This window comes from Ewingella sp. S1.OA.A_B6 (assembly GCF_049889095.1).
In the GTDB taxonomy this organism is placed as follows: Bacteria; Pseudomonadota; Gammaproteobacteria; order Enterobacterales; family Enterobacteriaceae; genus Ewingella.
This window is the reverse complement of the sequence record NZ_JBLJFK010000001.1, coordinates 815,231-832,607: the sequence shown is the minus strand read 5'-3', so window position 1 is coordinate 832,607 and position 17,377 is coordinate 815,231. Positions and strand designations below refer to the sequence as shown.

At 47.7% G+C, this 17,377-nt stretch carries 16 protein-coding genes; 9 read left to right on the top strand and 7 right to left on the bottom strand.

The genetic code is table 11. The features are described from left to right. Positions 1–2: 2 nt before the first annotated feature. Positions 3–749, bottom strand: a complete 747-nt coding sequence (locus tag ACMV8I_RS04095) for an energy transducer TonB (protein WP_498863917.1) — start codon at positions 747–749, stop codon at positions 3–5. Between the two features lie 214 nt (positions 750–963). Here ACMV8I_RS04095 and ACMV8I_RS04090 point away from each other — a divergent pair, with 214 nt between their 5' ends. The 7 genes from ACMV8I_RS04090 (at position 964) to ACMV8I_RS04060 (ending at position 6,478) form a co-directional block, all read left to right on the top strand. Beyond that, positions 964–1,260, top strand: coding sequence for a YciI family protein (locus tag ACMV8I_RS04090; RefSeq protein ID WP_498863916.1), 297 nt, complete (start codon positions 964–966; stop codon positions 1,258–1,260). A gap of 135 nt (positions 1,261–1,395) precedes the next feature. Then, positions 1,396–1,596 carry a YnfU family zinc-binding protein gene (locus ACMV8I_RS04085; RefSeq protein WP_498863915.1) on the top strand — a complete coding sequence of 67 codons (201 nt, stop codon included), beginning with the start codon at positions 1,396–1,398 and terminating at the stop codon, positions 1,594–1,596. A 68-nt stretch (positions 1,597–1,664) separates the two neighbouring features. Beyond that, on the top strand, positions 1,665–1,763 hold the full coding sequence (locus tag ACMV8I_RS04080) for a YoaK family small membrane protein (RefSeq protein WP_444542659.1): 99 nt from the start codon (positions 1,665–1,667) through the stop codon (positions 1,761–1,763). A 601-nt stretch (positions 1,764–2,364) separates the two neighbouring features. Next, a complete protein-coding gene (locus ACMV8I_RS04075) occupies positions 2,365–2,952 on the top strand; it encodes a cytochrome b/b6 domain-containing protein (RefSeq protein ID WP_498863914.1) in 588 nt (195 codons plus the stop codon). A 97-nt stretch (positions 2,953–3,049) separates the two neighbouring features. Continuing rightward, positions 3,050–3,739 carry a VIT1/CCC1 transporter family protein gene (locus ACMV8I_RS04070; RefSeq protein WP_498863913.1) on the top strand — a complete coding sequence of 230 codons (690 nt, stop codon included), beginning with the start codon at positions 3,050–3,052 and terminating at the stop codon, positions 3,737–3,739. 891 nt (positions 3,740–4,630) lie between these two features. Further along, on the top strand, positions 4,631–6,091 hold the full coding sequence (gene cls, locus ACMV8I_RS04065) for a cardiolipin synthase (protein ID WP_188471783.1): 1,461 nt from the start codon (positions 4,631–4,633) through the stop codon (positions 6,089–6,091). Between the two features lie 63 nt (positions 6,092–6,154). Beyond that, a complete protein-coding gene (locus ACMV8I_RS04060) occupies positions 6,155–6,478 on the top strand; it encodes an HI1450 family dsDNA-mimic protein (RefSeq protein WP_498863912.1) in 324 nt (107 codons plus the stop codon). A gap of 137 nt (positions 6,479–6,615) precedes the next feature. On the opposite strand, the gene oppF is transcribed toward ACMV8I_RS04060, so the two are convergent. From oppF to ACMV8I_RS04030, 6 genes are all read right to left on the bottom strand, one after another. Beyond that, positions 6,616–7,656 carry a murein tripeptide/oligopeptide ABC transporter ATP binding protein OppF gene (gene oppF / locus ACMV8I_RS04055; RefSeq protein ID WP_498863911.1) on the bottom strand — a complete coding sequence of 347 codons (1,041 nt, stop codon included), beginning with the start codon at positions 7,654–7,656 and terminating at the stop codon, positions 6,616–6,618. Further along, a complete protein-coding gene (locus ACMV8I_RS04050; protein WP_498863910.1) occupies positions 7,653–8,678 on the bottom strand; it encodes an ABC transporter ATP-binding protein in 1,026 nt (341 codons plus the stop codon). The genes oppF and ACMV8I_RS04050 overlap by 4 nt, the downstream gene beginning before the upstream one ends. Positions 8,679–8,689: 11 nt before the next feature. After that, positions 8,690–9,598, bottom strand: a complete 909-nt coding sequence (gene oppC / locus ACMV8I_RS04045; RefSeq protein ID WP_498863909.1) for an oligopeptide ABC transporter permease OppC — start codon at positions 9,596–9,598, stop codon at positions 8,690–8,692. Between the two features lie 15 nt (positions 9,599–9,613). Continuing rightward, on the bottom strand, positions 9,614–10,534 hold the full coding sequence (gene oppB / locus ACMV8I_RS04040) for an oligopeptide ABC transporter permease OppB (protein WP_498863908.1): 921 nt from the start codon (positions 10,532–10,534) through the stop codon (positions 9,614–9,616). Between the two features lie 179 nt (positions 10,535–10,713). Beyond that, positions 10,714–12,354, bottom strand: coding sequence for an oligopeptide ABC transporter substrate-binding protein OppA (gene oppA / locus ACMV8I_RS04035; protein WP_498863907.1), 1,641 nt, complete (start codon positions 12,352–12,354; stop codon positions 10,714–10,716). A 1,165-nt stretch (positions 12,355–13,519) separates the two neighbouring features. Further along, complete coding sequence (locus tag ACMV8I_RS04030; protein WP_498863906.1) at positions 13,520–14,164, bottom strand: YchE family NAAT transporter; 645 nt, start codon at positions 14,162–14,164, stop codon at positions 13,520–13,522. Positions 14,165–14,270: 106 nt separating this feature from the next. Here ACMV8I_RS04030 and ACMV8I_RS04025 point away from each other — a divergent pair, with 106 nt between their 5' ends. Together ACMV8I_RS04025 and adhE are read left to right on the top strand one after the other, a co-directional pair. Further along, on the top strand, positions 14,271–14,417 hold the full coding sequence (locus ACMV8I_RS04025) for a hypothetical protein (RefSeq protein ID WP_498863905.1): 147 nt from the start codon (positions 14,271–14,273) through the stop codon (positions 14,415–14,417). Between the two features lie 274 nt (positions 14,418–14,691). Continuing rightward, positions 14,692–17,364, top strand: coding sequence for a bifunctional acetaldehyde-CoA/alcohol dehydrogenase (adhE, locus tag ACMV8I_RS04020; RefSeq protein WP_498863904.1), 2,673 nt, complete (start codon positions 14,692–14,694; stop codon positions 17,362–17,364). Positions 17,365–17,377 lie beyond the last annotated feature (13 nt).

Here is a 17,377-nt window from a genome sequence, read left to right as displayed (position 1 = left end):
GATTATTCCACAGAGCTTCCGCCGTTGATTTTGAACACCAGGTTAACAACCAGATTGTTCGCCGCCTTCGGTTCATAGCGCCACTTACGCATCGCCTGTTTGACTTCACGCTCGAACATATTGCGCGGTTCAGCGGAAAGAATACGCACGTTATCCACGCGCCCTTCACTGTCCACATCAAACTGTACCCGAACACGCCCTTCCAAACGCAGCGCAAAGGCTCTGGCCGGATATTGAGGCTTAGAACGATCTAACGGCCTGGGCCCGGCGTTAGCTCCCGACGTTGCTGGCATAGAAGGTTTCGTCGCAGGTTTGACGTCAGTCCTGTTGGTATTCAACATCGACGCATCATCAGTGACGTTTGATTTTTCCGCTTTATCAACGGTCTTCTCTACCGGTTTAGCCTTAGGCTTAGGCTTTTCAACCGGCTTTTTCACAGGTTTCGGTTTAGGCTTCGGTTTTGGCTCTGGAAGCGGCACCGCTTCCGGTGGAGGTGGTGGTTCTGGCTTCACTTCCGGCTCGGGTTCCGGTTCAGGCTCGGTTGCAACCTGAGGTTTCGGTGGCGGCGGTGGTGCGAAATCTGCCGGATTGACCATCGTCACGCTCATCACCTGCGGTTCCTGCTTTGGCAAGGTAATGGTGTCCGTCATAGTCACATACAGTAAGGCACCAATTAACGCGACATGCATGCCGATGGCAATGATAAACGGCAAAGTAATACGAATAAATCCAAACTTTTTTAGCGGCATAATGATTCATTTTCCCCGTGAAGCCGCAAGTTTAAATGCAAATAGCAATCATATTCAACTCCGAGATGACAACTATTCTCAAATAAGACGCTAATTGATCTAGCGCAAAGCACTTTATTCCCGTCGGAGGTTTCGCTATGGTGATCAGCTCGGTGCAGAATATGACCTTTTTTCCGTTACTTCTTAACAACCCTGATGATTTTAAAGGTGACCCATGCTTTACGTAATTTATTCAGTAGATGTGGCTGACTCGCAGGAAAAGCGCCGCATTGCCCGCCCCGCGCACATCGAACGTTTACAGAAGTTGCATGAACAGGGCCGTGTGCTGGTGGGCGGTCCGACGCCGGCTATCGACAGTAATGACCCAGGCGATGCTGGCATGAGCGGATCAGTACTGATTATGGAGTTTGAAACACTGGAAGCGGCGAAAACATGGGCCGACGCGGATCCATATGTTGAAGCCGGCGTGTATAAAAGCGTCAGTGTGAAGCCATTCAAACGCGTTTTCTAAGTCACATCACCAACAGACACACGACTAAATGTTATCTCAACGAGATCAGGCCGCTACTACGCGGCCGTTTTTATTGAGGAGTATCCAGAAGTGCGTTCGGGCTGTTAAAGCAATCACAATCAACTTACAGCTTCTATGGTAGAATGCGTTTCCCTACCCCAGAGGTACGCTCTTATGTCATTCTTCGACGGATTGAAGTTTCTCTCCAGCCAGAAAACCAAAGTAACTTGCCCGGAATGCAAAGCGGTTACCGAACAGATAAGTTCTAAAGTTCGCAAGAATTCAACGCTGGTTTGTCCGAAATGCGGTGCTTTATTTCAACCTAAAGAACGTTGAGCAAAAAACTATTCGTACGCTACCGAATAAAGGTAAGATGCCCGAGTGAAAAATAGGATTCGTATCACATGAAAATAAAATTTCTTCCCCCGGTCATCGTATTACTGGGTGCTGCTGGCTTTATGATCTGGTTCTTTGCTAGTGGCGCTGCTATGCCGGGTGGCTGAAAAGACGTTTGGGTTAGGTTTTACTTTGAGTCGCCCCGGTTTTGATAGACACCTCAAACTCATTTATGGGATAGGATTCTCTACGGACACGGGGCAGTCCAAATATGGCGTTGCACACAAGATCAGGTGCAACGGCAGGCAAAAACCTATTCATTATCGATCAATGCCGCAACGTTTCAGTGTGTAGTAGACTTTTCTGCCAATATTTGCCCTCCGTTCAAAACAGCTCTGCTTGCGCAAATGCAGCCGGGTTTCCCTAAAGGTCAGACATTCAATTAACTCCGCTTCTACCTGACACCCCAGTTTTCCGGCTTAATTACATCGCGATCGGCAATTTGTTCGCTTAACTAATTAATCTATTGATGCAATGCCGACGTTGAGAGTAAAGGCTTGTTCTGCTGCAAGTTGAGGGTTGCCAACTGGCGCTATGCATTCATTCATAAGCCAGTAGATAAAAAAATAGAAATAGAAATAACAATAGTTATCATTTTAGCGTGAATTATTGAAAGGTATTATTATATTTTAATAAACTAAGGTTTCATTAATAATCGGGCCATATAATCCACTCTATCGATAAGAATACAAACCAAGGCTGCCATTAATGAAATCGCGAATATTTAACCTGTTACCCCATGAATATGCGCCTTTTTTTCGAGTTCTGCATATCATCGTAGCCCTCCTAATACTTTCACAGATCATTAATTCAAACCTGACCGAAAGTGAGGCACTGAGCGAGCACACTCTGGAAGGGTTCATCACCTGGTTCCACGTCATTTCTGGGCTAGGGCTGATTATATGTGGCTTCCTCATGTTAGGTTGGATGTTGACTCAGCGGGGTTTTACATATTACTTCTCATGGGTAAAGTATGATTTCAAAGGGATTATTGACGACATAAAAACGTTGAAAAAATTTCAGCTACCAGAGGCGCACAGCGGCGGCATTGCCAGCACCATTCAAGGACTTGGCGTTCTGGCATTGTTGAGCGTAGCACTGTCAGGAGGATTGTGGTTCCTGTTAAGCACCGTTATCAATTCACCTTTTTCTGCATCAGCATCGATGTCGGTGCTTCACTGGCATAAATTTCTAACAACTTTCATTGAGATTTATTTTTATGCGCACGGTGTGATGGGGATTTTACATATTCTGATTGAGCGATATAAAAATCGTCTGTCGCACGGAATGAATTAGTGAATTAAGGTTTATTTGTTACGGCTGAGGAAAATTATCAGTCGGGGGCATCAGGGTATTTAACCATTCGAAATAGTGACGTCCAAAGGATCACTTAATGCAAAAAGAGCGACACAGCATTGATAGAATAGGCTGGCTTCGGGCAGTGGTTCTTGGTGCCAATGACGGAATTGTCTCGACAGCCAGTTTGTTGTTGGGCGTGGCGTCGGCTAATGCAACTCATCAGAATATCCTGCTGACAGGCGTGGCCGGTCTGGTGGCGGGAGCGATGTCGATGGCGACCGGTGAGTATGTCTCGGTCTCCTCCCAGTCAGATACTGAAAAGGCAGCGCTGGCGGAGGAACGGGATGAGTTGAGCACTGATTATCATGGGGAACTTAACGAACTCGCCTCTATTTATGTCAGCCGGGGTCTGGACATCACGTTGGCTCAACAGGTGGCACATCAGTTGATGAAATATAACGCATTAGGCGCACATGCGCGTGATGAACTGGGGATCTCAGAGATCACTACCGCGCGCCCCCTTCAGGCGGCATGGGCGTCTGCATTAAGTTTTTCTGCGGGGGCAATATTGCCTCTCACGGTGGCGATCGTCGTGTCAGCACATTGGGCACTGCCGGCAATCGCTCTTTCTGCTTTAGCGTCTCTTGCTTTTCTGGGTGGGATTGCCGCGAGGGCCGGTGGCGCACCATTGCTCCCAGGTATTGTTCGGGTGACGTTCTGGAGTGCGCTAGCCATGGGCGTCTCATCCGGAGTTGGCGCACTTTTCGGTTTAGCCATCGCATGATCCTACAACGCATAATTCGAATTTAATTTAACTTTAGTTATCTATCTGAACTCAGAGGCCTACTATCATCTTAGCGATATGTTAATACTCGCTAGTAAGTTCTGATGATTCTGCAAAGATGCAGGCCCGGCCCTCGAGCCGGTTTTTTGTGTGGGCTTTACGCAGCAGATAACTATGCCAGCCATGGCCCGGGAATATAGCAGTCCATTTCTTTATGCGTCAGACTCTGCGATAAAGAAGCCATTAAGTGGATACTTTTCGCTCGTTTCATTTCGAGCAGTCAAAAAATCTCACTTTCCTATTAGAAGAAAGTGAGGTTGCCAATTCGGCCAACACCAGGGAAGTCATCAGCCTACAGAGTCCGTGATAAATACTTAAATAATTTTTAAGTCAAATTAAGACTGCCTATCGATGACGTTTTATTAGCCCAATGCTTTCATGGAAATATCGCTATGCTGACCGCACGGCAGTAGGTATTAATGTTAAAACCTCAATGTCAGAAAGCGACTTTTCTACCATGTTATAGAAATCGTTGGGGCCATTGCCCTCTTCTTTAAACCGAGTGTGACATACAAGAATTGTGCTGGTTTGCAGGAATAATTTTTAGGTTCACACCGTTTTGTAGCAGAGTTTTGCAGGCGGATTTTATACACCCTCTTAGGCCGCTAAAATTGACAATCTAAACCTCTTCACAAGGCTTTGCGTGTATTCCACCTAAAATGTCAGTTTTCAGCTACCCTTGATGACAGTGCGATGAAGGTTTTTACTTCCGGCACTATTTTCAGCTGTAGCTGATTGATTGAAGGGCGTAAATTCGTTAAAACAATATCCCCTTTCACTAACACTGCGTACACTGCCTTCCATGGCTTGCGAACAGGATTTTTCGCCCTTATGACAACTTTTTATGCGGTAATTAGCTGGCTTTTGATTTTTGGCTACTGGTTACTGATTGCTGGCGTGACCCTGCGCATTTTAATGAAGCGACGCGCGGTGCCTTCTGCTATGGCATGGTTGCTGATTATCTACATCATTCCGCTGGTCGGTATTATTGCCTATCTTTCCTTTGGTGAACTGCATCTGGGCAAACGCCGGGCAGAGCGCGCCAAGGCTATGTGGCCCTCTACCGCGCGTTGGCTTAATGATCTAAAAGGCTGCCACCGGATTTTCGCGACTGAAAACAGCGAAATCGCCAGCTCACTTTTCCAGCTATGCGAGCGCCGCCAGGGCATCGCAGGCGTTAAGGGCAACCAACTTCAACTACTGACCACCAGCGATGACACGCTGCACGCCATTATGCGAGATATCGAACTGGCCCGACATAATATTGAGATGGTGTTCTATATCTGGCAGCCCGGTGGGTTGGTCGACCAGGTCGCTGAGTCGCTGATGGCAGCATCACGTCGTGGCATTCACTGCCGTCTCATGCTTGACTCCGCGGGCAGCGTCGCCTTCTTCCGCAGCCCTTATCCGGCGATGATGCGTAATGCCGGGATTGAAGTCGTCGAAGCGCTGAAGGTAAACCTGTTCCGTGTCTTCCTGCGACGTATGGATTTACGTCAGCACCGAAAAATTATCTTAATCGATAACTATGTAGCCTATACCGGCAGCATGAATATGGTCGATCCACGCTTCTTTAAACAGGATGCTGGAGTCGGCCAGTGGATTGACCTGATGGCCCGTATGGAAGGTCCGGTGGCCACAACCATGGGGATTGTCTACTCCTGCGACTGGGAGATTGAAACCGGTAAACGTATTTTGCCGCCAGAGCCTGATCTCAATCAGATGCCTTTCGAGAAGGAAAGTGGTCACACCATTCAGGTGATCGCCTCAGGTCCGGGCTTCCCGGAAGATATGATCCATCAGGCACTGCTCACCGCCGCCTATTCTGCCCGAGAGCAGTTGGTGATGACTACGCCCTACTTCGTGCCGAGCGATGACCTGCTGCACGCTATTTGTACCGCAGCGCAGCGCGGTGTTGATGTCAGCATCGTGATGCCGATGAAGAATGACTCTATGATGGTTGGCTGGGCAAGCCGGGCCTTCTTCAATGAGTTGCTGGAAGCAGGCGTTAAGATCTATCAGTTCGAAGATGGCTTGCTGCACACCAAGAGCATCTTGGTTGACGGACAATTGAGCCTGGTCGGGACGGTCAATCTCGATATGCGCAGTTTATGGCTGAACTTCGAAATCACGCTGGTGATTGATGATGATGGCTTTGGTAACGATTTGGCGCAGGTACAAGATGATTACATCGCTCGTTCGCATCTGCTGGATGTCGAAGCCTGGCTCAAACGTCCGTTCTGGCATCGGATCATCGAGCGGTTGTTCTACTTTTTCAGTCCACTGCTGTAAAAATCGCGGCAGGAATGTTTAAATACGCACGTGATACACACTACTTTTATTAAAGAGAATTTTATGGATCTGAATAATCGCCTGACCGACGATGAAACCCTTGAACAAGCCTACGATATTTTCCTGGAACTGGCGGGCGACAATCTTGATCCTGCGGATATCCTGATTTTTAATCTGCAGTTTGAAGAACGCGGTGGCGCAGAACTTTATGACCCGGCCGAAGATTGGGTAGAACACGTAGATTACGATCTGAACCCGGATTTCTTTGCCGAAGTGGTGATCGGGCTGGCTGATGCAGAAGACCAGCCTATCAACGACATTTTTGCCCGCGTACTTTTGTGCCGTGAGAAGGACAACAAGCTGTGTCATATTCTCTGGAAAGAATAACTTTACCCGCCACCCTTCGCGCTGACTCTGTGTGAACTCTCCTGACGCAGTTGGAATAATGTAGGGTAGGCATTTAATTTCCATAAAAAAACCTGCCACTGGCAGGTTTTTTTATGCTTCCAATCCACGCTATATTCTCAGAGCGGATCCACTTTCAGACAGGAGACCGCGTGACGGAAACTGCCTTCGAGCAGCGGACGGGTGATGGCACATTCCGGTCCCGCAATCGGACAGCGAGTACGGAATACGCAGCCCGAAGGCGGATTAATTGGTGAAGGCAGATCTCCCTCCAGCAACTGAATCACCTTATTACGCTCTTTATCCGGATCCGGTACAGGTACCGCTGACATCAGCGCACGGGTGTAAGGGTGTTGCGGATTATGATAAACCTCATCATAAGTACCAAGTTCTACTGCATGGCCGAGATACATCACCAGCACGCGATCGGATATATGTTTGACTACCGCCAAATCGTGGGCGATAAAAATCAACGACAGCCCCATCTCACGCTGCAATTGCTGCAACAGGTTAACCACCTGAGCCTGAATCGACACGTCAAGTGCAGAAACCGGTTCATCACAAATGATCAGTTTGGGTTCAAGGATTAAAGCACGCGCGATACCGATGCGCTGACACTGACCGCCGGAAAATTCATGTGGGTAACGGTTGATCAGGTTAGGCAACAGGCCAACCTTGAGCATCATCGCCTTCACTTTTTCCTTCACCTGCAACTTCGGCATTTTAGGATTATAGGTTTTTAGCGGTTCAGCAATAATCTCACCAATGGTCATTCGCGGGTTAAGCGAGGCCAGAGGATCCTGGAAAATCATTTGAATGTCGCTGCGCGTATGGCGCCATTCAGCATCAGACATATTCAGCAGGTCTTTGCCTAGCCAGGCCACTTTACCCTCAGTCGCTTTCACCAAGCCGATAATGGCGCGAGCGAAAGTCGACTTACCGCAGCCTGACTCCCCGACCACACCGAGGGTTTCACCTTCGTATAAACGCAGGGTGACACCATCTACCGCTTTCAGGGTTTTGGCCGGCTGCCAGAACCATTGCTTGCCATCTCTGATATCAAAGTGCACTTTCAAATCTGCCACTTCGAGCAGCACTTTTTTATCTGGCGGTGCTTCATTATTCACTGACGGGCTGTGCAAAACGGTGTGATCTGTCATACCAACTCCTCGACCGGCTTAAAGCAGGCACGTAAACGACCCTCACCAAAACGCTCAAGCGGAGGCGCAGTGTGACAGATATCCATCGCATACTGGCAGCGGGGCTGGAAAGGACAGCCTTTAGGTAAACGCAGCAAGTTTGGCGGGTTACCTGCAATCGTTGTCATCATTCCGCCTTCAGCATCAAGACGGGGAACGGCATTGAGCAGGCCAATAGAGTACGGATGGCACGGGTCATAAAACACATCGCGGGCCTGACCATATTCCATGGTACGGCCAGCATACATTACCAGCACTTTGTCACAAATCCCGGCAACGACGCCGAGATCGTGCGTGATCATGATGATAGCGGTATTGAACTCTGCTTTGAGCTCATTGAGCAGCGTCATTATCTGTGCCTGAACGGTGACGTCCAGCGCCGTGGTGGGCTCATCGGCAATCAGCAATTTAGGACGACATAGCAATGCCATAGCAATCATCACACGCTGTCGCATACCGCCGGAAAATTCGTGCGGGTACATCTTCATGCGTTTGCGTGCTTCCGGCATTTTCACCGCATCAAGCATACGTACTGACTCTTCAAAAGCTTCTCTTTTGCTCATGCGTTTATGCAGCATCAGCACTTCCATCAACTGCTCGCCCACGCGCATGTACGGATTAAGCGACGTCATGGGATCCTGGAAAATCATCGAAATCTGTTCAGCGCGCAGCTTGTTGAGCTGCTTCGGTGGCAAATTGAGGATTTCACGACCGTTGAATTTTGCAGAACCACCGATGTGGCCATTGCTGGCCAGCAGGCCCATAAGCGCAAATGCGGTTTGCGATTTGCCGGAGCCTGACTCACCGACGATACCCAGTGTTTCACCCGCTCGCAGGTCGAAGTGCAGATCGTTAACAGCGGTGACATCACCGTCCGGCGTGTCAAAAGTGACACGCAGGTCTTTAACATCAAGCAGAATTGGCGGCGACTGGCCGTCAACAGCCGCGGGTGCGGCGAAAGTAGCAGGATTAATGGTGCTCATGGTTGCACTCCTTAACGATCTTTCGGGTCGAGGGCATCACGCAAGCCATCGCCGATAAAGTTGAAACAAAACAGAGTCACAACCAGGAAGCCTGCAGGGAACAGCAGTAACCACGGTGAAACTTCCATCGAGTTGGCACCGTCACTTAATAACGCGCCCCAACTGCTTAACGGTTCTTGCGTACCCAATCCGAGAAAGCTAAGGAAGGATTCGAATAAGATCATGCTTGGAACCAGCAGAGATGCATAAACTACCACCACGCCGAGCACGTTCGGCACGATATGACGCAACACTATATTGCGGGTAGAGACACCACTGACTAAAGCCGCTTCAATGAACTCTTTTCGTTTCAGGCTGAGGGTCTGGCCACGAACGATACGTGCCATATCCAGCCAGGACACCATGCCTATGGCCACAAAAATCAGCAAAATGTTTTGCCCAAAGAAAGTGACCAGCAGGATAACGAAGAACATAAACGGGAAAGAGTTGAGGATTTCTAATAAACGCATCATCGCAGAGTCGATTTTGCCGCCGAGATAGCCTGATAGTGAACCATACAGCGTCCCCAGGATCACTGCCACCAGCGCCGCTGACACACCGACCATCAGAGAAATACGTCCACCGATCGCCACGCGAACCAGCAAGTCACGTCCGGATGAATCAGTACCGAAATAGTGGTGGGAGGCAAAATCTGGCGCGGCTGACATCATATTCCAGTCGGTATCCGCATAGGCAAATTGCGACAACACTGGCGCAAAGGCCACGAATAACGCGATGAATGCCAGCACAATAAGGCTGGTAACCGCAGCACGGTTGCCCATAAAACGGCGACGTGCATCCTGCCATAAACTGCGGCCCTCAACTTCCAGCTTTTCGCTGAAGTTTTCCAGAGCGTCGTTTTTTTTCTTACTTAACATCATTGACAAACTCCAGCATTAATAACGGATTTTCGGATCGATAACGGCGTAAAGCACATCGACGATCGCGTTGAACAAAATGGTCAGCGCACCCACCAGAATTGTCAGGCTCAGTACCAGAGAGTAGTCACGGTTGAGTGCGCCGTTAACAAATAACTGGCCGATACCTGGCAATCCGAAGATGCTCTCAATAACCATTGAGCCGGTAATAATGCCTACAAACGCAGGCCCCATATAAGAGAGTACCGGCAGCAGTGCGGGTTTAAGCGCATGGCGCAGAATAATGCGATGCAGCGGTAAACCTTTGGCACGCGCAGTACGAATAAAGTTGGAATGGAGAATTTCAATCATCGAACCACGGGTGATACGCGCAATACTGGCAACGTACGCTAAAGAAAGCGCTACCATGGGTAGGATCATATATTTCACCCCACCACCGTTCCAGCCGCCGCCCGGTAACCATTTCAGGGTGATTGAGAATACCAGTACCAGCAGGGGTGCTACCACGAAGCTCGGGATGACAACACCGGTCATGGCTACCCCCATTACCGAGTAATCCCATTTGGTGTTCTGATTAAGCGCGGCAATAACACCGGCAGTCACACCAAAAACAATCGCCATGATGAATGCGGCCAGCCCGAGTTTCGCAGAAACTGGGAATGAAGCCGCAACCAAATCATTAACGGTGTAGTCCTTGTATTTGAACGATGGGCCGAAATCACCTTTGGCCAGTTGCTCTAAATAATGGAAGTACTGTTTATAGATGGGGTCATTGAGGTGATATTTAGCCTCAATGTTCGCCATAACTTCTGGCGGAAGATTACGCTCCCCCGTAAATGGGCTTCCCGGCGCGAGACGCATCATAAAAAACGAGATGGTGATCAGAATGAATAGCGTCGGAATCGCTTCCAGACAGCGGCGTAAAATAAACTTTAACATTGCCCGTACCTGTTTCTAAGCCTGCACTACAGCTTGATAGTTTTGGCTTTATCGCCACAGCAAATCATAGTTGCCGTGGCGGTGGCTCTTTGCTTTAGCACTGACAATGCCAGTACTAAGAACATTAACTTGATCAAATAACGAGCAGGACGGCTCGGGGACGCCCTGCTCTGCACTGATTAGTGTTTAATAATGTATAAATCTTTAACGTAGACGTTATCCTGCGGATCTTTACCTGTGTAACCACCAACGTAAGGTTTCACCAGACGCGCATTCACGTAGTAATAAACAGGCACGATGGCGGAGTCTTTGTCTAGCTGGGTTTCCGCTTTTTGATAAAGGGCTGCGCGCTCGTCATCAGTCTTCGCATTCAAAGTGGCAGCAATGGCTTTGTCAAAGTCTGCGCTCTTATAGTGAGCGGTGTTGTTGCTGCTATTAGAGAGCATAGTATTGAGGAATGAAGAAGGTTCGTTGTAGTCAGAACACCAGCCCGCACGTGCAACGTCGAAGTTACCCTGATGACGGCTATCCAGGAAAGTTTTCCACTCCTGGTTTTCCAGTTTCACGTTGACACCCAGATTTTTCTTCCAGATGGCAGCAGCGGCAATAGCCAGTTTTTTATGCAGATCAGAAGTGTTGTAAAGCAGGCTGAAGGTTAACGGCTTAGCATCGGTATAACCGGCTTCGGCCAGCAATTTCTTCGCTTGCGCGTTACGTTGATCCTGAGTTTCTTTGAACCAGGCCGGTGGCGTCAGTTTGGCACCATCAGTGTAAGGAGGGGTATAGCCGTAGGCTGGCAGATCGCCCTGTGCTTTAACTTTATCAACAATAATATCGCGATCCAGGCCCAATTTTAGTGCGGTGCGAACACGCTCATCGTTGAACGGGGCTTTCTGATTGTTGATTTCGTAGTAATAAGTACACAGATACGGGTCAACATGAACTTCAGTTGGGATCTCTTTTTTCAGTTTCTGGAACAGTTCAATCGGCATGTTGTTGTACGTCATGTCGATTTCGCCGCTGCGGTAACGGTTAACATCAGTCACTTCTGAAGAGATTGGCAGGTAAGTAACCTGATTAATCACTGTTTTAGCATTATCCCAGTACGCAGGGTTACGCTCAAGAACGATACGTTCGTTGACGGTCCAGGCTTTCAGTTTGTAAGCGCCGTTGCTGACGTAGTTCTCTGGCTGCGTCCACTTGTCGCCGAACTTCTCAACGGTTTTTTTATTGACCGGTTTCATCGCGGTGTGGGACAGCATTTTTACGAAGTATGGGACGGGTTCAGTCAGGGTAACTTGCAGAGTGTGGTCATCAAGCGCTTTCACACCCAGCGTGTCAGGGCTTTTTTTACCGCTGATGATGTCATCGATGTTTTCGATATGACCATATTGCAGGTAGCTTTCATACGGGGATGCCGTTTTAGGGTCAGCCAGGCGCTGCCAGCTGTATACGAAGTCTTCGGCAGTAACGGGGTCACCGTTTGACCATTTCGCGTCTTTACGCAGGTGGAAAGTCCAGACTTTAAAGTCTTTATTTTCCCAGGTCTCAGCAACACCCGGAATAACATGGCCATCCGCATTCGATGTATTGATCAACCCTTCGAGCAGGTCGCGGATCACGTTGGATTCAGGTACACCTTCGACTTTATGCGGGTCCAGTGATTGTACTTCTGAACCGTTGTTACGCACCAGTTCTTGCTTGTCAGCCAGTTTTACACCAGCGGGAACGTCAGCAGCGAATGCGCTGCCTGCAGTTGCCACACCCATTGCGGCCATGATGCAGGCGGCGAGGATAGTTTTTTTTGTGATGTTGGTCATTGTCATTCAACTCCAGTTTTTATTATGAACTTGCGCACTATAGGCAAGATAAACCCCTGTGTGGGTTTTCGGTTGATCATGGGCAGGAACGACTTACCCTATAGAAAAATCCGATGTTTTAGCCAAGCGAGGAAGCCGGCTATCCCCTACTACCTTTTGCTAACTGATGAAATTTGAGACTGTTAATCGCCTTTCAATTTCAGAGATCGTTTAAGGAAGACCCCGTCCTTTCGCTTGCCGTGTTCAACGAGTTGCAACTGAGGAGTTCATACCTTTCGAACACAACAGGCTAATGCTTTATTTGTCTTAGCTTTCCAGATTCAGATGTCACAGTGCTCACCGCGCAATTGAACAGATTGGAAAATAGAGACCGTGAAAACTGATTGGTAGGATTACTGGCCGCCGCAACGTTATGCATTAAAGGTGCCAAACACACCCGTTGGGAAATGCAGAAACATAAAGAATATATGATTGTCTTTACGTGCACAGTTTCGACCAAAATATGCTCCAAAAACAAATTAAAATGCTTATTCTTATTCTCTTAGTGAGATCCAATTTCACTTCGGCATTAAACCGAAACAACTTTCCATTTGTAGAGACGTCCCGAAAATTATCAGAAGCTTGTTAACTGCGCCAATAAATTTTACGAAAATGTTATGCATTTCTCCTTTCTTTGTTACCAAACGATTTGAACCACTTTGGGCAACATCAAGAAACAATGCCATAACTATATGTTTAATAAACAAATAATACCAAAAAAAAGGTTATTACTTAAACATCACTGCCCAAAAAATCCACTAACACAATAAGTTAACATTCAGCGTCTTTTAAGAATAAACACCTATTGGGAGCGAGGTAAACACTAATATCATCTCGATACATCCTGTACAAGCCCTACAGAATGATGTGATTAAATTAACATCGAAACGGGCAGCAAAAGTGTCAATAAAGGGAATATTTGTGCCAGTAAACTAATAAAAATAACAGTTTGAGATATAAATAGGGTTAGAAAGTGCGTTTGAGCTACATTTGAGTGCAGATGGTCATTAATAAGTCATTAGTTGCACTAAATTAATGCATGCAGGTATTAGTGGGGTTAATAATTACCGCCACTAATACTGAGAAAGTGCTGGCTTACAGCGTCTTAATCTAGGGGTTGTAGGGGCTAAAGCAGACCGGGGAAGATTGCCTTAACGCCGGTCACGATGAACTCGATACCTAGCGACATCAACAAAAGGCCCATAATACGAGTAATGACGTTAATCCCGGTTTGCCCCAGCAGCCTTACAAGCAGAGGTGCAGCACGGAATAGTAGCCAGCAACAAAAAGCAAAAAAGGCAATCGCGACCGTCAAGCCCAGTAAATTTTGCCAGCCGTTAAAACGCGAACTCCAGACGATGGTTGAACTGATGGCACCCGGACCGGCCATCAAAGGAAGAGCCAGTGGAACCACACCGACATTTTCGCGTATGGCTGTTTCTGACTTCTCTTGCTTATTCTGTTTGTCTTCGCCGAGTTTGCCGCTGATCATCGACATGGCGATGCTTACGACCAGAATACCGCCAGCAATTCGGAATGAGTCAATAGAGATCCCAAAAATATGCAGTATTGCGTCACCGAGAAATAGTGCAGTCCACAATATAATGGCCACCGAGAGGTTGGCTGTCATATTGGTTTTATTTCGGCCTGCCGCCGCCTGGTAGCTGGTCATGCTTATGAATACCGGCAAAATCCCCACCGGGTTAACCAAGGCAAAAAGGCCGACGAAAAATTTGATATAGCCTGAAAAATCTAACAAAGATTGGCTCACGCAGAACTCCGCACAATATGCCAGTAAAGGATGGTCAAGATTTGGCGCTAATCTACTGGAATTACAGTGGAGACGCCATGCTGTTTGGCAGTATTTAGCACCAGATATGTTACAAAAAGCAGTTTTAATCACTATTGTTAAAAACATCGGCTTACAGCGTACTCAATCAGTTACATTTGTTAAGGACTTAGTGCATGATGATATCGGTTCTCAACAAGGTGAGCTGAAAGGTGTCAGCAAAGGTGTTTTTTGATTCAGATCAAAATTGGTCTAGCCACTAATAGGTATGCTTTATACATAGTCACTGAGTAGTTCACGCAATGGAGAGACCATACTCCCAAGCGGTTTCAACAATTTACCTAGTAGGATATTCTTTCCCAATTAAAGCTATTTGAGCAAATAAACAACCAGAGACAACATCGTGATAACAATAGTATTACTTTGTTTTCACAGTGTGGGGTGGCACAGCTATACTAGCCTCTGGCGGATTATTTACTAAAAGAGTTTAACTTTATCAGGAGAGCATTATGGCTGTAACAAATGTCGCTGAATTGAACGCACTCGTAGCCCGAGTCAAAAAAGCACAGCGCGAATATGCTAACTTCACCCAAGAACAAGTAGATAAAATCTTCAGCGCTGCCGCTCTGGCTGCCGCCGATGCCCGTATCCTGCTTGCTAAATTGGCCGTTGAAGAATCCGGTATGGGTATCGTTGAAGATAAAGTGATTAAAAACCACTTCGCTTCCGAATACATCTATAACGCCTACAAAGACGAAAAAACCTGTGGCATTCTGTCGCAAGATGACACCTTCGGTACCATCACCATTGCTGAACCTATCGGCATCATTTGCGGTATCGTCCCTACCACCAACCCAACTTCTACCGCGATTTTCAAAGCACTTATTAGCTTGAAAACCCGTAACGGTATTATCTTCTCTCCACACCCACGTGCTAAAAACGCCACCAACAAAGCTGCAGATATTGTTCTTCAGGCAGCGATTGCAGCGGGTGCGCCGAGAGATATTATTGGCTGGATCGACGAACCAAGTGTTGAGCTGTCTAACCAACTGATGCATCACCCAGATGTGAACCTGATTCTGGCAACCGGTGGTCCTGGTATGGTTAAAGCAGCATACAGCTCTGGTAAACCCGCCATTGGTGTAGGTGCAGGCAACACCCCAGTAGTCGTAGATGAAACAGCTGACATCAAACGCGTTGTTGCTTCTATTCTTATGTCTAAAACCTTCGATAATGGCGTGATCTGTGCTTCAGAGCAGTCAATTATCGTTGTTGATTCTGTATATGACGCTGTTCGTGAACGTTTCTCTTCACACGGTGGTTACATGCTGCAAGGCAAGGACCTGAAAGCTGTTCAGGATATCATCCTGAAAAATGGTGGCCTGAATGCGGCTATTGTTGGCCAGCCAGCGACTAAAATTGCAGAAATGGCAGGGATTAAAGTTCCATCACACACAAAAGTGTTGATTGGTGAAGTGAAAAATGTTGATGAGTCTGAACCATTCGCTCATGAAAAACTGTCCCCTACCCTTGCAATGTACCGCGCCAAGAACTTTGAAGATGCGGTAGAAAAAGCAGAGAAACTGGTAGAGATGGGCGGGATCGGCCATACATCTTGCTTATACACTGACCAAGACAACCAGCCAGAACGTGTTAACTATTTTGGCGACAAAATGAAGACCGCACGTATTCTGATCAACACCCCAGCCTCTCAGGGTGGTATCGGCGACCTCTACAACTTCAAACTTGCTCCATCATTGACCTTAGGTTGCGGCTCGTGGGGTGGTAACTCCATCTCTGAAAACGTCGGACCTAAACATCTGATCAACAAGAAAACTGTAGCGAAGCGAGCAGAAAACATGTTGTGGCATAAACTTCCGAAATCAATCTACTTCCGTCGGGGCTCACTGCCAATCGCCCTGGAAGAAGTGGCGACTGATGGTGCAAAACGTGCCTTCATCGTAACTGACCGTTTCCTGTTCAATGCTGGTTATGCTGACCAGATCACCAGCGTGCTGAAAGGCCACGGTATCGAAACGGAAGTGTTCTTCGAAGTCGAAGCGGATCCTACCCTGAGCATCGTTCGTAAAGGTGCTGAGCAAATGAACTCCTTCAAACCAGACGTTATCATCGCGCTGGGTGGCGGTTCACCAATGGATGCGGCTAAAATCATGTGGGTTCTTTACGAACATCCAAATACTCAGTTCGAAGATTTGGCACTGCGTTTTATGGACATCCGTAAACGTATCTACAAGTTCCCGAAAATGGGCGTAAAAGCCAAAATGATCGCGGTTACCACCACTTCCGGTACCGGTTCAGAAGTAACGCCATTTGCGGTTGTAACTGATGATGCAACAGGGCAAAAATACCCACTGGCTGACTATGCGTTAACTCCAGATATGGCAATTGTTGATGCCAACCTGGTAATGAACATGCCAAAATCTCTTTGTGCTTTCGGTGGTCTTGATGCGGTAACTCACGCACTTGAAGCTTATGTTTCTGTGCTGGCTAACGAATACTCCGATGGTCAGGCTCTGCAAGCGCTTAAACTGCTTAAAGAATTCCTGCCTGCCAGCTACAAAGACGGCGCGAAAAACCCGGTTGCCCGTGAACGTGTTCACAATGCCGCGACTATCGCTGGTATCGCCTTTGCCAACGCATTCTTGGGTGTCTGTCACTCTATGGCTCACAAACTGGGTTCTGAGTTCCATATACCGCACGGCTTGGCTAATGCGATGTTGATTTCTAACGTTATCCGTTACAACGCGAATGACAACCCAACTAAACAAACTGCTTTCAGTCAGTATGACCGCCCACAGGCGCGTCGTCGTTATGCAGAAGTGGCTGACCACTTAGGTCTGAGCGCTGCGGGTGACCGTACTGCCCAGAAAATTGAAAAACTGTTGACCTGGTTGGACGAAATTAAAGCAGAACTGGGCATCCCGACGTCAATTCGTGAAGCGGGAGTTCAGGAAGCTGACTTCCTGGCTAAAATTGACAAACTTTCTGAAGATGCCTTCGATGACCAGTGTACCGGTGCTAACCCACGTTACCCACTGATCGCAGAACTGAAACAGATTCTGATGGATACATACTACGGCCGTAAATTCAGCGAAGAAGAAACTGACGTGGTTGTGGCTGCGCCCACTGTAAAAGTGGAAAAGAAGTCTGCCAAGAAATAATTAACTAGTTGGC